The organism is Streptomyces albidoflavus (assembly GCF_000719955.1).
In the GTDB taxonomy this organism is placed as follows: domain Bacteria; phylum Actinomycetota; class Actinomycetes; order Streptomycetales; family Streptomycetaceae; genus Streptomyces; species Streptomyces albidoflavus.
Window position 1 is genome coordinate 1 of record NZ_JOII01000035.1, and the last position, 17,601, is coordinate 17,601.

Annotated in this window: 18 protein-coding genes; 12 read left to right on the forward strand and 6 right to left on the reverse strand. The window is 74.0% G+C overall.

Annotated elements, in window-relative coordinates; genetic code table 11:
- The first annotated feature begins 32 nt into the window (after nt 1–32).
- The gene (locus IF45_RS0126290) at nt 33–1,229 is read left to right on the forward strand and encodes a P1 family peptidase (RefSeq protein WP_051720741.1); all 1,197 of its coding nucleotides are present in this window, start codon (nt 33–35) and stop codon (nt 1,227–1,229) included.
- Between the two features lie 407 nt (nt 1,230–1,636).
- Complete coding sequence (locus IF45_RS0126295) at nt 1,637–2,389, forward strand: DUF6227 family protein (RefSeq protein WP_008408836.1); 753 nt, start codon at nt 1,637–1,639, stop codon at nt 2,387–2,389.
- A 362-nt stretch (nt 2,390–2,751) separates the two neighbouring features.
- Here the strand turns inward: IF45_RS0126295 and IF45_RS0126300 are convergent, their stop codons facing one another.
- Nucleotides 2,752–3,750 carry a sigma-70 family RNA polymerase sigma factor gene (locus IF45_RS0126300; RefSeq protein ID WP_003950213.1) on the reverse strand — a complete coding sequence of 333 codons (999 nt, stop codon included), beginning with the start codon at nt 3,748–3,750 and terminating at the stop codon, nt 2,752–2,754.
- A gap of 173 nt (nt 3,751–3,923) precedes the next feature.
- Between IF45_RS0126300 and IF45_RS0126305 the strand changes: the two genes are divergently transcribed.
- The gene (locus IF45_RS0126305; RefSeq protein ID WP_030309927.1) at nt 3,924–4,469 is read left to right on the forward strand and encodes a GNAT family N-acetyltransferase; all 546 of its coding nucleotides are present in this window, start codon (nt 3,924–3,926) and stop codon (nt 4,467–4,469) included.
- Nucleotides 4,470–4,514: 45 nt separating this feature from the next.
- Here the strand turns inward: IF45_RS0126305 and IF45_RS0126310 are convergent, their stop codons facing one another.
- The gene (locus tag IF45_RS0126310; protein WP_008408846.1) at nt 4,515–5,297 is read right to left on the reverse strand and encodes a dioxygenase family protein; all 783 of its coding nucleotides are present in this window, start codon (nt 5,295–5,297) and stop codon (nt 4,515–4,517) included.
- 109 nt (nt 5,298–5,406) lie between these two features.
- Here IF45_RS0126310 and IF45_RS0126315 point away from each other — a divergent pair, with 109 nt between their 5' ends.
- Nucleotides 5,407–5,925, forward strand: coding sequence for a MarR family winged helix-turn-helix transcriptional regulator (locus IF45_RS0126315; protein WP_003950210.1), 519 nt, complete (start codon nt 5,407–5,409; stop codon nt 5,923–5,925).
- 37 nt (nt 5,926–5,962) lie between these two features.
- On the opposite strand, the gene IF45_RS0126320 is transcribed toward IF45_RS0126315, so the two are convergent.
- Together IF45_RS0126320 and IF45_RS0126325 are read right to left on the reverse strand one after the other, a co-directional pair.
- A complete protein-coding gene (locus IF45_RS0126320; protein ID WP_030309928.1) occupies nt 5,963–7,528 on the reverse strand; it encodes an MFS transporter in 1,566 nt (521 codons plus the stop codon).
- A 164-nt stretch (nt 7,529–7,692) separates the two neighbouring features.
- Nucleotides 7,693–8,340, reverse strand: a complete 648-nt coding sequence (locus tag IF45_RS0126325; protein WP_030309930.1) for a TetR/AcrR family transcriptional regulator — start codon at nt 8,338–8,340, stop codon at nt 7,693–7,695.
- A gap of 244 nt (nt 8,341–8,584) precedes the next feature.
- Between IF45_RS0126325 and IF45_RS0126330 the strand changes: the two genes are divergently transcribed.
- The 7 genes from IF45_RS0126330 (at nt 8,585) to IF45_RS0126360 (ending at nt 13,677) form a co-directional block, all read left to right on the forward strand.
- A complete protein-coding gene (locus tag IF45_RS0126330) occupies nt 8,585–9,862 on the forward strand; it encodes a M6 family metalloprotease domain-containing protein (protein WP_003950207.1) in 1,278 nt (425 codons plus the stop codon).
- Between the two features lie 144 nt (nt 9,863–10,006).
- A complete protein-coding gene (locus IF45_RS0126335) occupies nt 10,007–10,408 on the forward strand; it encodes a hypothetical protein (protein ID WP_008408854.1) in 402 nt (133 codons plus the stop codon).
- 144 nt (nt 10,409–10,552) lie between these two features.
- Nucleotides 10,553–11,062: a helix-turn-helix domain-containing protein gene (locus tag IF45_RS0126340; RefSeq protein WP_030309932.1), complete on the forward strand. Its 510-nt coding sequence runs from the start codon at nt 10,553–10,555 to the stop codon at nt 11,060–11,062.
- A gap of 349 nt (nt 11,063–11,411) precedes the next feature.
- Nucleotides 11,412–11,645 (forward strand): chaplin, encoded by a 234-nt coding sequence (locus tag IF45_RS0126345; protein ID WP_010643146.1) that lies wholly within the window; start codon nt 11,412–11,414, stop codon nt 11,643–11,645.
- Nucleotides 11,646–11,804: 159 nt separating this feature from the next.
- Entirely contained in the window at nt 11,805–12,587 is a 783-nt protein-coding gene (locus IF45_RS0126350) for a chaplin (protein ID WP_030309936.1), read from the forward strand.
- Between the two features lie 359 nt (nt 12,588–12,946).
- Nucleotides 12,947–13,270: a hypothetical protein gene (locus tag IF45_RS0126355; RefSeq protein ID WP_008404251.1), complete on the forward strand. Its 324-nt coding sequence runs from the start codon at nt 12,947–12,949 to the stop codon at nt 13,268–13,270.
- Between the two features lie 176 nt (nt 13,271–13,446).
- A complete protein-coding gene (locus tag IF45_RS0126360) occupies nt 13,447–13,677 on the forward strand; it encodes a hypothetical protein (RefSeq protein WP_008404254.1) in 231 nt (76 codons plus the stop codon).
- 198 nt (nt 13,678–13,875) lie between these two features.
- On the opposite strand, the gene paaK is transcribed toward IF45_RS0126360, so the two are convergent.
- Together paaK and paaI are read right to left on the reverse strand one after the other, a co-directional pair.
- A complete protein-coding gene (gene paaK / locus IF45_RS0126365) occupies nt 13,876–15,231 on the reverse strand; it encodes a phenylacetate--CoA ligase PaaK (RefSeq protein ID WP_030309938.1) in 1,356 nt (451 codons plus the stop codon).
- The gene (gene paaI / locus IF45_RS0126370) at nt 15,228–15,605 is read right to left on the reverse strand and encodes a hydroxyphenylacetyl-CoA thioesterase PaaI (protein ID WP_165397968.1); all 378 of its coding nucleotides are present in this window, start codon (nt 15,603–15,605) and stop codon (nt 15,228–15,230) included. Before paaI ends, paaK begins: the two co-directional genes overlap by 4 nt.
- A gap of 276 nt (nt 15,606–15,881) precedes the next feature.
- On the opposite strand from paaI, the gene paaN reads away from it, so the two are divergent.
- The gene (gene paaN / locus IF45_RS0126375; RefSeq protein ID WP_003950199.1) at nt 15,882–17,600 is read left to right on the forward strand and encodes a phenylacetic acid degradation protein PaaN; all 1,719 of its coding nucleotides are present in this window, start codon (nt 15,882–15,884) and stop codon (nt 17,598–17,600) included.
- The last annotated feature ends 1 nt before the right edge of the window (nt 17,601 follow it).

Genomic DNA, 17,601 nt, shown 5'->3' on the forward strand with positions numbered 1-17,601 from the left:
CCACCGTCGTCCTGACCGGGCCCGGCGGGGCCGTGGCCGCTGTCGACGTACGCGGCGGGGGCCCCCGGGCGCGGGAGACCGAAGCGCCCGAACCCCCCACCCCCGGCCCCCAAGACGCCCTCACCGACGTCCCCGGCCTCCAGGTCGGCCATGCCACCCGCCAGGGCGACGGCTGGCTCACCGGCACCACCGTCGTCCTGACCGGGCCCGGCGGGGCCGTGGCCGCTGTCGACGTACGCGGCGGGGGCCCCGGGACGCGGGAGACCGACGCGCTCGACCCCCGCAACCTGGTGGAGCGGGTCGAGGCAGTGGTGCTGACCGGTGGTTCGGCGTTCGGCCTGGACGCCGCTTCCGGGGTGACGGCCTGGCTGGAGGAGCAGGGCCGCGGGGTCCGGGTGGGCCCCGGTCCGCACCAGGTGGTCCCCGTCGTCCCCGCGGCCTGCCTCTTCGACCTGGGCCGGGGCGGCGACTGGCGGGCCCGACCGGGGGCGGAGCTGGGCCGGGAGGCAGTGGAACGGGCGGCCGCCGCAGGGCCGGTCGGCCAGGGCGTCGTGGGTGCGGGCACGGGAGCGGTCGCGGGTGGGCTGAAGGGCGGGGTGGGGACGGCGAGTCTGCGGCTGGCGTCGGGCCACACGGTGGCGGCGCTGGTCGTCGTGAACGCGGTGGGTTCGGTGTGCGATCCGGCCACGGGGGTGCTGTACGGCAGGTACTTCACCCAGCTCCCCGGCGCGCGTGGCCGGGCGGTGTGGCCGTCGCCCGAGACCCACGAGCGGGCCCAGGCACGCTGGGCGGCCGCGATGGCGGAGACCGAGCGGCGCGGTGCGCCCACGGTCCGCCCGGGAGCCGCGGAGCCCCCGTCACCCGGCGCCCCGGCACCCGGAGCCCCGCCCGCCGGCCAGCCCCCGCTGAACACGACGATCGCCGTGGTGGCCACCGATGCCGCGATGACCCGCGCCCAGGCGCAGAAGCTGGCGGGGACCTCGCACGACGGTCTGGCCCGTGCGGTGCGCCCCGTGCACCTGCTGCACGACGGGGACACGGTGTTCACCCTGGCCACCGGTGACAGGCCGGTCGAGGGCGCCGCCGTCAACGAGATCCTGGCGGCCGGTGCCGACGCGATGACCCGCGCCATCGTGAAGGCGGTCCTGTCGGCGGAGTCGGTGGAGACACCGGCGGGCGTGTTCCCCTCGTACCGCGAGCTGTACGGGGACCTCGCCCCGGAGCCCTGACCAAGGGGCGGTCACCACCTGCCCGGCGTCTTTGGCACCGCCGACGACGGCCCGTTCCAGCGGCGCCGGCCTTCTGCTCGAGGTTCCCTCGTTCCCTCACCGCCCACGGGGTGTTCCAGAAGGCGGACCCCGCCCGCGTGCCCGCCCCCTCCGCCCGCACGACCGGTTTTCGGTGACGCGCGTCACACATCCAGGCGGGTTCGAGGTCGTCGGCGCGAGGCGGGATGAACGGCCGGAAGAGGGGTACGGACACGCATGGGTGACGGGCCGTCGGGTAAGAAAAGGCTGCCCTTACTGCGGGAACTCCGACGGGGCGTCACGCGTTTTCCGTTTCCCGGGCACGATGTCCGAGCCAGGGGCTACGGTATGCACCCACCAGGTGACATGGAGCAACGCCGGGAGAAACCTTGAGCGTTCCGTACGAGACATGTGGGACCCACGAGGCATTCGAGTCGCCGGACGCCTGCCTTCAGCGACTCCTCGCCCGCACCCTCAACTCCTTCGAACTCCCCGACGAGACGCTGTCCCGGCTCGATACGGCGCTCGCCTACGACAGTTGCCTGCACTCCGCCGCGCACCACAGCGACGGCAGGCGCCGGGAGACGTACCGGCATGTGTGGCTGGTGGCCGACGGCAGCGCCGTCACCCTGTGGGAGCTGACGCACAACACGGGCCCGGACGGGCAGCTCCACCACGAGGTGTACACCGATCAGGAGGAGCTGCGGATCGCCACGGCGAGACTGCCGCTCCCGAGCGCCGAGCCCGAGGCGCTGGAGGGCGCGCCGCCGCTGGTGGTGGACGACCGCACGGCGCAGCCGCTGCCCGGGCGCGAATACGAGTGGGGCGACTCCCCCGACCACGCGCGGCGGGTGCTGCGCCGGGCGGAGAATGCCGACCGGCCCGGCGAGGAGGTGGCCGTGCTGCTGGCGGGCGCCTTCGCGCACCAGATCACCCAGGCGTTCGGCCGGCTCGACCCGTTGCGGGGCCGCCGCCCTGGGTTCTCCCTCTACGAGCACGCGTTCCTCCTCGCGGACGGCCGCGAGGTGAGCCTGTGGGAAGTGGAGCACACGGCGACGCCCGACGGGCGGCACATGTGCGAGGTCTACGAGACGGAGGACGCGGCCCAGTCCGCGATGGAGCGCAGGGCCGCCTCGCTCTGACGTCCGGCCCGTCCGGTCGGCCCTGCCTGTCGGACAGGCTGCCGGGTGGGGGCGGTGTCGGCGGCCCGGGAGGGCCGTCGGGGCGTCCGGGGTGGGGTGTGGGCCGCAGGATGCCCTCGTAAAGGAGGGTCCGGGCAGAGAGGGACCCCAGCACCCCGGGGGGGATGGAGTGCTGGGGCCGGGCCCCGGCACCAGGGGGGGCGGGTGCCGGGGGTTCAGGGGAGCCGGGTGGCTCAGGGGCCAGCCTGGCTCATGTGGGTCGAGCGTAGGGCGAGCCACGCCGGAGTGCAGGGCCAGGAGGGCCGATCGGGGGCCGGGCGGTCGCCCCGCCCCCGTCACGGCCCGGTCGGGCCGCCGAGGGATCAGGCCGCTGCGTCGAATCCGGTGTCGTGCGCCATGCGCTTGAGCTCCAGGAGCGCGTGCTTCTCTATCTGGCGGATGCGCTCGCGGGTCAGGCCGTGCTGCTTGCCGACCTCGGTGAGGGTGCGCTCGCGGCCGTCCTCGATGCCGTACCGCATCTTGATGATGGAGGCGGTGCGGTCGTCGAGCTGGCCGATGAGGTCGTCGAGCTCCTCGCTGCGCAGCAGGGTCAGGACGGACTGCTCGGGGGAGACCGCGGAGGTGTCCTCCAGGAGGTCGCCGAACTGGGTCTCGCCCTCGTCGTCCACCGACATGTTGAGCGAGACCGGGTCGCGGGCCCAGTCGAGGACGTCGGTGACGCGCTCGGGGGTGCTGCTCAGCTCGGCCGCGATCTCGGCGGGCTCGGGGTCCCGGCCGTTCTCGCGGTTGAACTCGCGCTGGACGCGGCGGATGCGGCCCAGCTCCTCCACGAGGTGGACGGGGAGCCGGATGGTGCGGGACTGGTCCGCGATGGAGCGGGTGATGGCCTGCCTGATCCACCAGGTGGCGTACGTGGAGAACTTGAAGCCCTTGGCGTAGTCGAACTTCTCGACGGCGCGGACCAGGCCGGCGTTCCCCTCCTGGATGAGGTCGAGCAGGGGGAGGCCGCTGCGTGGGTAGCGGCGGGCCACGGCGACGACGAGGCGGAGGTTGGACCGGATGAAGACGTCCTTGGCCCGCTCCCCCTCGGCGACGAGGGCTTCCAGCTCCTCGCGGGAAGCTCCGGCGGAGTCGCTGTCGACCTCGCCGTCGAGGATCTTCCCGGCGTAGACACCGGCCTCGATGGTCTGGGACAGCTCCACTTCCTTCGCGGCGTCCAGCAGCGGTGTGCGGGCGATCTCGTCGAGATACATGCCCACAAGGTCGCGGTCGGCGATCTCGCCGGTCGCGCGGACGCTGCCTGCCGCGCCGGTCTCGCCGGAGGCGGCGGGCTGACGACGGGCGACGGCACGGGTTGCCATGCGTGCTCCCTTGCGATGAGTGGTGGACGACCTGGCGGACTCCACATCCGGCGGCCCGGTTGCGGCATCCGTAGGAATCAACGATTGCAATCCGGACAGAATTCCCCACCTGCTCATTGTTTTTCCGGATCATGCAGTACCCTGTCCGGCCACAGGCGGGGAGGATGATCGGAATGACACCGCGCGGGACGGCGGAACCGCAGGTCAGGCCAGGGATAGCGGAGGACCTCACGGGCCTCACGAACCTCTACAACCACTACGTTCTCCGGACTCCGATCACCTTCGACACGGTGCCGCTTACCCCGGAGGGACGCATGCAGTGGTTCCTCTCCCACCCGAAGGACGGCCCGCACCGCCTGATGGTTGCCACCAAGCCCGCCCCGTCCGGCCCCGAGCGCCTGCTCGGCTACGCGACCAGCTCGCCCCTGCGCCCGAAGGCGGCGTACGCGACCTCGGTCGAGGTCAGCTTCTACTGCGCCCCCAACGCGGCGGGCCGCGGCGTGGGCACCGCCCTGTACACGGCCCTCTTCGACGCCCTGGCCGGCGAGGACCTGCACCGCGCCTACGCCGGCGTCACCCAGCCCAACGACGTCTCCCACCGCCTGCACACCCGCTTCGGCTTCCGCCCGATCGGGACGTACGGCCAGGTGGGCCGCAAGTTCGGGCGGTACTGGGACGTGCGGTGGTACGAGAAGGAGCTGGGCGGGGGCGGCGCCTGACGGCGGGGCCGGGCGCCTGGATCAGCCCGGCCGGCATGTGAGGCCCTAGCCGAACTGCACCGATCGCTTCGCGAGCCCCATCCAGAAGCCGTCGATGACGCTGCGCTGGGTGGCGAGGTCGCCGGCGGCGTCGGCGGCGCCGAGGGTGACGAAGAGGGGGGCGAAGTGTTCGGTGCGGGGGTGGGCGAGGGTGCCGGCGGGGGCAGCGTGGGTGAAGTCGAGGAGGGTGTCGATGTCGCCGCCGTCGAGGGCGGCGCGGCCCCAGTCGTCGAACTCGGCGGACCAGGAGGGGGTGCCGCCCTGCCGCAGCGCGGCCAGGTTGTGGGTGAAGAAGCCGGAGCCGACGATCAGGACGCCCTCGTCGCGCAGGGGCGCCAGTTTGCGGCCGATGTCCATGAGGCGGCGGGGGTCGAGGGTGGGCAGCGACATCTGGAGGACGGGGATGTCGGCGTCCGGGTACATCTCGACGAGGGGGACGTAGGCGCCGTGGTCCAGGCCGCGGTCGGGGATGTCCTGGACGGGGGTGCCGGGGGCGGCCAGGAGTTTGCGGACCGAGTCGGCGAGGGCGGGGGCGCCGGGGGCGGCGTACTGGACGCGGTAGTAGTGCTCGGGGAAGCCCCAGAAGTCGTAGACCAGGGGGAGGGTGCGGACGGCGCCGAGGGCGAGCGGGGCCTCCTCCCAGTGGGCGGAGACCATGAGGATCGCGGTGGGGCGGGGCAGCTCGGCGGACCAGGCGGCGAGCTGGCCGGGCCAGACGGGGTCGTCGGCGAGGGGCGGGGCGCCGTGGCTGAGGTAGAGGGCGGGCATCCGCTCGGCGGTGCTGTTCATGGCGACTCCACTCCTGGATACTGAACCCGATACTTGAACTCTCAAGTTCTACGCCGACCGTACCGCCGTTTTGTTCAACTTTCAAGGAGAGTTCCGTAGAGTGGATGACATGACCACCTATCCCGGCGACCGGCCCGGGCCACCGGAACCCCGCTGGCTCTCCGACGACGAACAGCGCACCTGGCAGGCGTACCTGCACGCGACGACCCTGCTGGAGGACCACCTCGACCGGCAGCTCCAGCGCGACGCCGGGATGCCGCACGTCTACTACGGGCTCCTGGTCCAGCTCTCGGAGGCGCCGGAGAAGCGGCTGCGGATGACCGAACTGGCCGAGGGCGCGAAGATCACCCGCTCGCGGCTCTCCCACGCGGTGGCACGGCTGGAGAAGAACGGCTGGGTACGGCGTGAGGAGTGCCCCTCCGACAAGCGCGGCCAGCTCGCGGTCCTGACCGAGGAGGGCGAGGCGATGCTGACCCGCAGCGCGCCCGGCCACGTCGCGGCGGTCCGCCAGGCCCTCTTCGACCGGCTCACCCCGGAACAGACCGAGTCCCTCGGCGCGATCATGGCGATCGTCGCCGAGGGACTCCAGCCCTCGGGCAGCGGGGCGGACCTGCCCTGGCGGCGCTGACGGCGCACCGCCCGCCGGCCCGCCCCGGCCGCGTCGGTCAGCCCAGGTGGACGGCGACCGGAGCCGCCTCGGCCTGCTCCCCGGCACCCTTGTCCCGCGCGTCCCCGGAGGCGGCGGCCGGGCCGCCGGGCCGTCCGGCGGTCACCAGGGTGACGGCCAGCGCGGCGGCGACGGCGAGGATGCCGACCGCCCACCAGATGGCCTGCGTGAACCCGGCCACCATCGCCTCGGCCTGGACCCGCCGGACCGCCTCGCCGGTGGCGGCGTGGGTGGCGAGGTAGGAGGCGGTCGCGGAGGCGGCGATGGTGTTCAGCAGCGCGGTGCCGATGGCGCCGCCGACCTGCTGCGAGGTGTTGACCATCGCAGAGGCGACCCCGGCGTCGCGCGGCGCGATGCCGTGCGTCGCCATCGACATGGCGGGCATGAACGCAGTACCGAGGCCGAGCCCCAGCAGCACCTGCGCGGGCAGGACGACGGCGGCGTACGAGCTGCCCACCTCCAGCTGGGTCAGGAGCAGCATGCCGACGGCGGCGGCGAGGAAGCCCGGGCCGAGCAGCAGCCGGGGCGGGACGCGGGTCATCAGCCGGGCGCCGATCTGCGTGGAGCCGATGATCATGCCCGCGCTCATCGGCAGGAAGGCGAACCCGGTCCTGACCGGCGAGTACCCCTGGACGACCTGGAGGTAGTAGGTCAGGAAGAGGAAGAGCCCGAACATCGCGATGACGGCGAGACCGAGGGAGAGGTAGACGCCGCCCCGGTTGCGGTCCATCAGCACGCGCAGCGGCAGCAGCGGCGCGGCCACCCGGCGCTCGACCAGGACGAAGGCGAGCAGCAGCACTCCGGCGGCGACGAACGAGCCGACGGTCAGCGAGTCGGACCAGCCGTGGGTCTCGGCGCGGGTGAAGCCGTGGACCAGGGAGACCAGGCCGGTGGTGGAGAGGACGACGCCGGGGATGTCCAGCGGCGCGCGGTCGCGGGCCCGGGCGGGCTCGCGGATCAGCAGGTAGGCGCCGATGAAGGCGACGGCGGCGATGGGGATGTTGACGAAGAAGGTCCAGCGCCAGTTCAGGTACTCGGTGAGGACGCCGCCGAGCAGCAGGCCGATCGCGCCGCCGGCACCGGCGATGGCGCCGTAGACGCCGAAGGCCTTGGCGCGCTCGCGGACGTCGGTGAAGGTGACGGCGAGCAGCGAGAGGGCGGCCGGGGCGAGCAGCGCGCCGAAGACTCCCTGGAGGGCGCGGGCGCCGAGCATCAGGGCCTGGCCGTCGGCGGCGCCGCCGAGCGCGGAGGCCAGCGCGAAGCCGACGAGGCCGGTGAGGAAGGTGCGCTTGCGTCCCCACAGGTCGGATATGCGGCCGCCGAAGAGGAGCAGGCCGCCGAAGGCGAGGGCGTAGGCGGTGATGACCCACTGGCGGTTGCCGTCGGTGATGCCGAGGTCCTGCTGGGCGGAGGGGAGCGCGATGTTCACGATGGTGGCGTCGAGGACGACCATCAGCTGGGCCAGCGCGATGAAGACGAGCGCCTTCCAGCGGCGTGGGTCGGGCGCGTCGGCAGCCTGGTCCGGCGGGAGGGCCCGGCCGGCGGGGGCGGAGGTGGTGGACATAGGGGTACCTGCGTTCTGGTGGATCGGGTGGGCCGCGGACAGGAGCGGCGTTCCGGGGGAAACGGGGAGGAAAGGGTGCGCCCGAGGGGCGTGCGGGGGCGCGCCTCGGCGCCGGTGGCGGTCGGGGCGTGCGGGGAGCGCGGGGCGGGTCGGAGGGGGCGCCGTCAGCGGGCGGCGCGGAGGTCCTCCAGCGTGACGGCGCTGCCCTGGAGGGTGGAGCGGGCGGGGGCCCGCAGTCCGTCGAGGAGCAGCTGGATGTGGCGGTGGACGAAGCGGTCGTTGGCGGGGCAGGTGGTGCCGGGCAGGGGCCGGGTGAGCTGGGAGAGGGCGACCATGAGGTCGCCGGTCTCGCTGTCGGCGCGGAGCTGTCCGGTGTTGCGGGCCCGTTCCATGAGCGCGTCGACGGCGGTGTCGAAGCGTTCGCGGGCCTGGACGAGGTCGGGGTGGTAGGGGTCGAAGCCGGCGGAGAACATGGCGCAGAGGGCGCCGATCCGCTCGTCCACGGCCGTGTGGGCGAAGCGGCTGACCGCCTCGAAGGGGTCGCCCTCCTCGGCGGCGGCGCGTTCGGCGTGGCCGGTGGCGCGTTCGATGACGGAGAGGACGACCTGCCGCATCAGCGCGGAGCGGTCGTGGAAGTGCCGGTAGAGGGTGGCGTTGCCGACGCCGGCGCGGCGCGCGACCTCGTCGAGCGGGGCGTCGGCGCCGTACTGCACGGCGAGTTCGCGGGCGGCGTCGATGATCCGCTCGCGGTTGCGCAGCGCGTCGGCGCGCGGCCGGGGTCCCGCTGTGGTCGCGGTGGTGGTGCGGCCCACGGCAGTCTCCCTCTCGTACCGGGGAGCTGGTCCCCGTTTCGTCGGACATCGCTTCCAAACGGGGAGAGGGTCCCCGCTTATTTCCGCCGTCGGCCCCGGAAACGCCTTTGTGACCCACTTCACGAAGTGCCCGGGCAGGGACCCGTTCGGTCGCACCCAGCGAGCGTCCGTTCACCCTCCGGCAGAGGGTGAACGGACAGGCGCAGCCGGGCCGGTCGGCTGCCGCGACCGGAAGGGCCACCGCATGTCGCGCACCCGTCGGCGGATATCCGGAACCCGGCGCCACGTCCTGTTCGCCGGGGCCACCGCGCTCGCCCTCGCGGTCACCACCTCGGCGAGCACCGGCCGCCTGCTGGAGCAGCCGCCCACGGCGGGCCCGGCCGCGATGGCCAGGTCGACGATGCTGGGACCCTGCATGATCAGCGGCCCGCTGGGGGTCCAGATGTCCGAGGGGCTGCCGACCGCCCCCGGCTACACCCGCTCCACCGGCACCGTCCGCGCCCTCAACCTGATGATCGACTTCCCCGACGCCCCCGGCGAGGGGAGCGCCCAGGACCGGCTGGCGGAGTTCTTCCCGCAGACCACCGACTGGTTCCGCACCAGCTCCTACGGCCGCCTCGACTACCGCCCCGACGCCCCGATAGCCGACTGGCTGCGAATGCCCGCCCCCTTCGCCGCGTACGGGATAGACCGCGGCGCCCCCTTCGACCCGGGCTACCGGGAGCTGGTCCAGGACATCGTGGCCGAGGCCGATCCGGACGTGGACTTCAGCGAGTACGACCTGCTCAACATCCTCATCACGCCGAACGCCGGGCCCGACGCCCTGGAGACCGTGCTGTCGGTGACCTTCGCCGGGAACCAGGAGGCGCCCGTCGCCGACGGCGTCCCCGTCGCCAACGCCTCGTTCGTCTACAGCCGCCAGGACGACGGCTCGGGCAGCTACGAGCAGACCGGTTACCGCGTCCTGCCGCACGAGAACGGCCACGTCTTCGGCCTCCCCGACCTGTACACCGCCGACGGCGGGGCGGCGGTCGGCCACTGGGACATCATGAGTGAGGACTGGGGCGCCAACAACGACCTGCTCGGCTGGCACAAGTGGAAGCTCGGCTGGCTCGACGACGAGCAGGTCCGCTGCGCCTCGACCCCGGGCACCACCGAGCACCGCCTGCGCCCCCTCGCCGAGAAGGGCGGCACCAAGCTCGTCTTCATCCCCCTGTCCGGCTCCACCGGTTACGCCCTGGAGGTGCGCACCCAGGACGGCAACGACGAGGCGGTCTGCCGGCCGGGGGTGCTCGTCTACCGGGTGGATGCCGAGGTCGACACCGGGCTCGGCCCCGTCGAGGTGGTCGACGCCACCCGCGACAGCGGCGGCTGCACCCGGCGCCCCAACGTCCACGCGGAGCTCTCCGACGCCCCGTTCCGCCCGGGCGAGAGCTTCGACGCCGACGAGGACGGCGTCCGGGTCACCGTCGCCGGGGCCGACCTCGAAGGCACGTACACGGTGCGCGTCAGCCGCAAGTGAGCGGTGCGCGGCGCCCTCACACGGAAACGGGGGCACCGCCGCCCGGACGGCCCAGTGCGCGTGACCCGGTCGGCCCCCTGTCGTTGGCGTCTTCGTCCGCCGGCCTCGGCGGACACCCCGCGACACCCCCGACCTAGGAGCATCATGCGCAACCGCCGCACCGCCCGCGCCGCCACCCTCACCGTCCTGATGAGCGGCGCCGCGCTCGCCGCCGCGGGTACCGCGCAGGCCGACCCGGGCCAGTCCCCGCAGCCGGCCGGCCAGGGCGCCGCCGCGCAGGACACCCTCCAGGGCCTGCCGATCGTGGGCGACCTCGCCAAGGGCCTGCCCACCCAGGCGATCTCGGGACTGATCCCCGGCGGCCTCCCCACCGACCAGGTCCTGGGCAGCCTGCCGACCGACGCGATCACCGGGCAGCTGCCCGCCGCGGCCGACGCGGTCACCGGCGCCACCTCCCGGGCGCTGCCCGCCGACACGGCCGGCAACACCCTGCCCCTCGACGGCCTGCCCCTCAAGGGACTCCTCGGCGGTCTGCCGGTCGGCTGACCCCGCCCGCCACGGGCGCGGGGGCGCCGACGCTTCCCCCCGGGAGCGTCGGCGCCCCCGCGCCGTGGCCGTCGGTGCCCCGCCCCCGGCCCGGGCACCGGCCCGTACGCGACCCACCCTCCCCCCACACGGACGGAGCAGCACATGCCGACGCGGAAAGGCCGCCAGCAGAAGGCCCGCAAACAGAAGGGCCGCCGCCACCGCACCGTCAACCGCACCCCACGCCCCGTCACCCGGACCCGGCCCCCGGGCTCCGCCGGGCAGGGCACCGGCCCCGCCGCACCGACGGCCACCGCCCGCCAGGCCCCCGCACGCCCGGCCTCCGGCACGACGACGGCACCGCCCCCGGCGCAGGCGCGACCCCCCGCCGCCGAGGCGCCCCGGACCGGCTCCGCCCCGCTCCCCGAGGTCCCCGCCGAGGTCTTCGCCCCCGTGGGCGCGGGCGGGCTCGGGCGGACCGCCGAGCGGAGCTGGCGCCACCTGGCCGCCGCCGGCGCCCAGGGCGCCGCCCTCGACGAGGTGAGCGCCGCCGCCGGCTACCAGCCGGCCACCGTCACCCGCCATCTGGAGGGGCTCGCCGAGCGCGGGCTGGCCCGCCTGGACGGCGAGCGCTGGTACGCCGTGACCCCGCAGGGCGCGCCCGCCCCCGCCTGACGGGGCACCGGCCGCGCCCGTACCGCGCGGCACGCAAATAGAACTATTCGCGCCCTCCGTTACGTGCCCGGCGCGAGCGGCGTTGGGCACTGCGGTTCGTTCCCTGGCCGGGTCTGGGCGGCATCCAGCTGCCCCGGCCCGGCGCCGCAGCAGAAACCGTTCCTCAATTTCCGGCCGGCATCCGACACGGGCGTTCGGGTGGTGGAGGAAAACCGCCCGCATTTCCGCAGTTTCCTCACACCTTTCCGGTCGTTACCGATATCGACGGCGACGAAACGGGGCGTGACACCGACTCGTGCAGCGCGAAAGACGTGGCTGTGTAGGGCGTCGCCGCCGGAAAGGTACAACCGTGAAGTACATGAAGAGCGCCGCATTCCTCGCCGGTTCCCTGATGGCCGTCGGCGCGGCCACCCCGGCCCTGGCCGACGCCGGTGCCGGTGCCGCCGCCACCAACTCCCCCGGTGTCCTCTCGGGCAACGTGGTCCAGGTTCCGGTCCACATCCCCGTGAACCTGTGCGGCAACACCGTCAACGTCATCGGCCTGCTGAACCCGGCCTTCGGCAACAAGTGCGCCAACGTCTGACGGCGCCTTTCGGGCGCCTGGCGCCCGTACTCGTGGAACGGCCCGTGAGCGCACGCCATGCGTTCGGGGGCCGTTCCCCCAGCAGCACGGGCGGGCATCGGGCCCTCCCGACCTGAAAAGACAGGGAACGATCTAGTGCGACAGGTTATGAGCAGGAGCATGCTCGCCGCCGCGGCGGCGACCGGCCTCCTCTCGGTGACGGGCGGAGCCGCCTACGGCGACGCGGGCGCGGCGGGAGCCGCCGCGAACTCCCCGGGCGTCGCCTCCGGCAACACCGTGCAGGCCCCGGTCCACGTGCCGGTGAACCTCTGCGGCAACACCGTCAACGTCATCGCGCTCCTCAACCCGGCGTTCGGCAACGCGTGCGCCAACGTCGGCGACGGGGGCGCCGAAGCCGAGGGCGCGGCCACCAACTCCCCCGGCGTGGCCTCGGGCAACGCCGTCCAGGCCCCGGTCGACGTGCCGCTGAACGTCTGCGGCAACTCGGTCAACGTGGTCGGCCTGCTCAACCCGGTCTTCGGCAACGAGTGCGTCAACAGCGACGGCAAGCCGCCGACGAAGCCGCCGACCGAGGAGCCGCCCACGGAGCAGCCCCCGACCGAGGAGCCGCCTACGGAGGAGCCGCCCACCGAGGAGCCCCCGACGGAGGAGCCTCCGACCGAGGAGCCCCCCACGGAGGAGCCCCCGACGGAGGAGCCGCCCACGGAGGAGCCGCCCACGGAGCAGCCTCCGACCGAGGAGCCGCCCACCGAGGAGCCCCCGACCGAGCAGCCCCCCACGGAGCAGCCCCCGGCCGAGGAGCCCCCCACCGAGCGGGAGCAGCCCAAGGAGGAGCTGGCCGAGACCGGTGCCGGTGAGATCGGCACCGCTGCCGCCCTCTCCGCCGCCCTGCTCGGCGGTGGCCTGCTGATGGTCCGTCGCGGCAGGTCCGCGCGCCGCTGACCGTACGGGCCCCCGGGCCCCACCTCGTCCCGCCCGGCGACTCGCCGGGCGGGACGACTCGTTCCGGGCCGCCCCGCTTCAACGCGCGGGGCGGCCCGGGCGGCGTTCGGGCGGCGAACTCTCCGGAATTCCGCGGGACATGAGGGAAAACCTTTCGTCGTATTCACTCCGGGTGCGCGCGCCACGCGTCCGGGTGAATCCGGCGGCCGTGAGTGGTCCGCCGGGTTTCCCGGGCGGGGGCCTTTCGTTGAGCAGAGGCATTCACGCAGTCGAATTCACGCGGCCGTATGCGAGCAGTCGCCGGCGGGCGGATTCGACCGGAGCGCCGGGCCGTCTCCCGGCACGGAAGAAGGACGCACATGAACCGCAGGACCGTCTCCGCGCTCGCCGTCTCGATGCTGGCGGCCGGTGCCGCGGCCGCCGCCGCGACCCCCGCGCTCGCCGTCGACACCTCGGGGGTGCCGATGAGCCTCAACGCGGGCGCGGACAAGCTGACCGAGTCGCTGGAGACGCACCGCCTCGGCGGCCAGGTCACCGACCCGCTGCTGCGCGGCGCCGACAGCGCCGTGGACCAGGTGCGCGGCAGCGACCTCGGCAAGGCCGGGGAAGGCGTCAGCCAGGTCGCCGGCGGGGCCAAGACGCTGCTGGGCGGGGTGCCGCTGAAGGGCCTGCCGCTGAGCTGAGGCGCGTACCGGGCGGCCGGACGGACACGGCGGGGCGGCCCGCGCATCCGCTGGGCGCCCGTCCGGCCCCGGAAGACCGCTCGGTGTGCTGGCGGGGCGGCGCGGCACGCATAGAGCGGCGGCGGGCGGAGGTAGGGCTCCTGACGTCCCCATTTCCTCCGCACACAGGAGCAACCATGCGCAAGACGCTCGGCCGCACGGCAGCCGCCGCGGCCCTCGCCGCCGCCGCCCTCGTCCCGTTCGCCGGTGCCGCCTCGGCCGCGGACCAGCACGGCACGCCCGTCGGCAACCAGGCCGCCCTCCATGACGACCCGGGCAACGAGTACACCCAGAACCAGAACCAGGACAACGACCTCCTGGACCTGGACCAGGTGCTGAACGACGTGCTCGACCTCGACCTGCTCTGACCGGCGGTCGGCACCGGGAGTGATCCCGGGCACACGGGAAGGGGCTCCGCGCCGCACGGTGCGCGGGGCCCCTTCCGCGTGTGGTTTCCCGTCGGCCCCCGGATCGTCGCACGCGGTGCGATGATCACCCCGCCCGCGACGCGGCGCGGCGCGGCCGGATCCCCCGGCCGGCCCAGCCGGCCGGGTCAGCCGGCCGGGTCAGGCCGGGGCCGCCGCCCGCTCGTCGACGATGCGGCGGATCTTGCCGACGGAGCGTTCCAGCGTCTCGGGGTCGACGATCTCCACGGCGGCGGTGACGCCGACGCCGTCCTTGACCGCCTTGCCGATGGCGGCGGCGGCCCGCTCGCGCAGGGCGGCGTCGGCGGTGGGCCGGGCCTCGGCCCGTACCGTCAGGTGGTCCATGCGGCCGCGCTTGGTCAGGTGGAGCTGGAAGTGGGGGGCGACGCCCTCGGTGCGGAGCAGGATCTCCTCGATCTGGCTGGGGAAGAGGTTGACCCCGCGCAGGATGATCATGTCGTCGGAGCGGCCGCTGATCTTCTCCATGCGGCGCATGGCGGGGCGGGCGGTGCCGGGGAGCAGCCGGGTCAGGTCGCGGGTGCGGTAGCGGACGACCGGCATGGCCTCCTTGGTGAGGCTGGTGAGGACCAGTTCGCCGTGTTCTCCGTCGGGCAGGACCTCGCCGGTGACCGGGTCGACGATCTCCGGGTAGAAGTGGTCCTCCCACAGGTGGAGGCCGTCCTTGGTGTCGACGCACTCCTGGGCGACGCCGGGGCCCATGACCTCGGAGAGGCCGTAGATGTCGACGGCGTGGAGGTCCATGCGGTCCTCGATCTCGCGCCGCATCTCCTCGGTCCACGGCTCGGCGCCGAAGACCCCGGCGCGCAGCGAGGTGGTACGCGGGTCGATCCCCTGCCGCTCGAACTCGTCGAGGAGGGTGAGCAGGTAGGACGGGGTGACCATGATGATCTCGGGCTGGAAGTCCTGGATGATCTGGACCTGCCGGGCGGTCATGCCGCCGGAGGCGGGGATGACGGTGCAGCCGGCGCGCTCGACGCCGTAGTGGGCGCCTAGGCCGCCGGTGAAGAGGCCGTAGCCGTAGGCCACGTGGACCTTGTCGCCCCGGCGGGCGCCGGCGGCGCGCAGCGAGCGGGCGACGAGGTCGGCCCAGACGGAGAGGTCGTGGTCGGTGTAGCCGACGACGGTGGGGCGGCCGGTGGTGCCGCTGGAGGCGTGGATGCGGCGGATGTCGGCCTGCGGGACGGCGAACATGCCGAAGGGGTACGACTCGCGCAGGTCGCTCTTGGCGGTGAAGGGGAAGCGCGCGAGGTCGTCGAGGGTGCGGCAGTCGTCCGGGGTGACCTGGGCCTCCTCGAACTTGGCCCGGTACAGCGGCACGTTCTCGTAGGCGTGGCGCAGGCTCGCGCGCAGCCGCTCCAGCTGGAGGGTGCGCAGTTCGGGCACGGTGAGGCGCTCGGCGGGGTCCTTCAGCTCGTCGGGCAGCGGCTCGCCCAGCCGGGACGTCCCTGTCCCGGCCGCAGTGCTGTTCATGATCATCCTTCCACGGCTCGTATCACGCGGCTGTGGCCGCGGAACTCGGCGACGACCTGGTCGTCCCGGGTGATGCGGACGTCGTAGACCCCGCTGCGTCCGAAGCGGGTGCGTTCCACGGCGTGAGCGGTCAGTACGTCGCCCTCGCGGGCGGGGGCGACGAAGACGATGTCGGCGGCGGCCCCCACGGCTTGCGGACCGTAGCTGTTGCAGGCGCAGGCGAAGGCGGTGTCGGCGAGGGTGAAGAGGAAGCCGCCGTGGGCGTTGCCGTGGCCGTTGACCATGGCGCCGGTGACGGTCATGCCGACGCTCGCGGTGCCTTCGCCGACGGCCTGGAGGGTCATCCCGAGCCCCCGGGAGGCGGCGTCGGCGGCGAACATCCGGGCGGCGGGACCGTGCGCGCCGGCGGGGTCCGGCGTCACCCGGCCGGGCGTACCGCCCGTAGCGGCCGCGGCGGACCGGCCGGTGGTCCCGGTACCGGGCGACACCCCCGGAATCCCGGGCTCCGCCCGCTCCTGGAGCCCGGTGCGCGGGCCGGTCGTCACGTCCTCGCCACGTCCCATGTGGCCATCACCCCTTGCTGCCCGACCGAACATTCGGTTAGCTTGCGACCAGCTCAGTAATTCAGCATCCGATCTGCCTGTCAAGGGGTGCCCATGCCTTCTCCCGACGCCACCGCCACCACCGGTGCGGCCGACTTCTTCGCCCGCCACGAGACCCTGCTGAGCAGGGCTTCGGCCGAGATCACCGCCCGCGGGTACTGGTCGGCGTACCCGGAGTCGCCGAGCCGTTCCGTCTACGGCGACGGCGCGGCCGAGGCGGGCGAGGCGGCCTTCGAGGCGCGGCTCGGCCGCGCCTTCGAGCTGCCCGGCCACCCCGGCGAGGCGGGCGCCGTCGGCGGCGAGGTCTCCCCCTACGGCCGCACCCTCGGCGTGACCTACCCGCGCCTGGCCCCGGCCGACGCGGTGGCCGCCGCCAAGGCCGCCGGGCCCACCTGGCGCCGGGCCACCCCGGACCAGCGCGCCGGGGTCGCCGCCGAGATCCTGGCCCGGCTCAACGCGGCCTCCTTCGAGATCGGCCACGCCGTCCACCACACGACGGGCCAGCCCTTCGTGATGGCCTTCCAGGCGGGCGGCCCGAACGCGCAGGACCGGGGCCTGGAGGCGGTGGCGTACGCCTGGGCGGAGCAGAAGCGGCACCCGGCGGCGGCGCGGTGGGAGAAGCCCGCGCGCAAGGGTGAGCCGACGGTGCTGGAGAAGACGTTCACGCCGGTCGGCGCGGGTGTCTCGCTGCTGGTCGCCTGCAACACCTTCCCGACCTGGAACGGCTACCCGGGCCTGTTCGCCTCGCTGGTCACCGGCAACCCGGTGGTCGTCAAGCCGCACCCGGGCGCGATCCTGCCGCTGGCGATCACCGTCGGCATCGCCCGTGAGGTGCTGGCCGAGGCCGGGTTCGACCCGGACGTGGTGCTGCTCGCCGCCGAGGAGGCGGGCGGGCGCAGCGCCGCCGAGCTGGCCGTCCACCCGGACGTGCGGATCGTCGACTTCACCGGCTCCTCGGAGTTCGGCACCTGGCTGGAGCGCAACGCCCTGCAGGCCGCCGTCTTCACCGAGAAGGCCGGGCTCAACACGGTCGTCCTGGACTCCACCGACGACTACAAGGGCCTGCTGCGGAACCTCTCGTTCTCGCTCTCCCTCTACAGCGGCCAGATGTGCACCACCCCGCAGAACCTCTACGTCCCGCGTCAGGGTTTCGCCACCGACCAGGGCGTGAAGACCCCGGCCGAGTTCGGCGCGGACCTGGGCGCGGCCCTCGACAAGCTGCTCGGTGACCCGGAGCGGGCGGCCGGGACGCTGGGCGCGCTGGTCGGCGCGCCGGTGGTGGAGCGGGTCGAGCGGGCCGCGAAGCTGGGCGGCACCAGCTGGGGCGGGCAGGCCCTGGTCCACCCGTCCTCGGAGGCGGCGGTGCAGCGTTCGCCGCTGGTCACCCTGCTGGACGCCGACGCGGACGCGGAGACGTACCGCAGCGAGTGGTTCGGGCCCATCTCCTTCGTGGTCGCCACCGACTCCACCGACCACTCCCTGGCGCTCTTCCGGGAGACCGTCGGCGAGCACGGCGCGCTGACTGCCACCGTGCACTCCACCGACGAGGAGGTGCTGGAGCGGGCCCGGGAGGCGGCGCTGGACGCGGGCGTGCACCTGGCCGAGAACTTCACCGGCCCGGTCTTCGTCAACCAGTCGGCGGCCTTCTCCGACTTCCACGGCTCGGCCGCCAACCCGGCCGCCTCCGCCACCCTCACCGACCCGGCCTTCGTCACCGGCCGCTTCCACACCCTCCAGTCCCGCCGCCCGGCCCGTCCCGTCCAGGGGGCCTGAG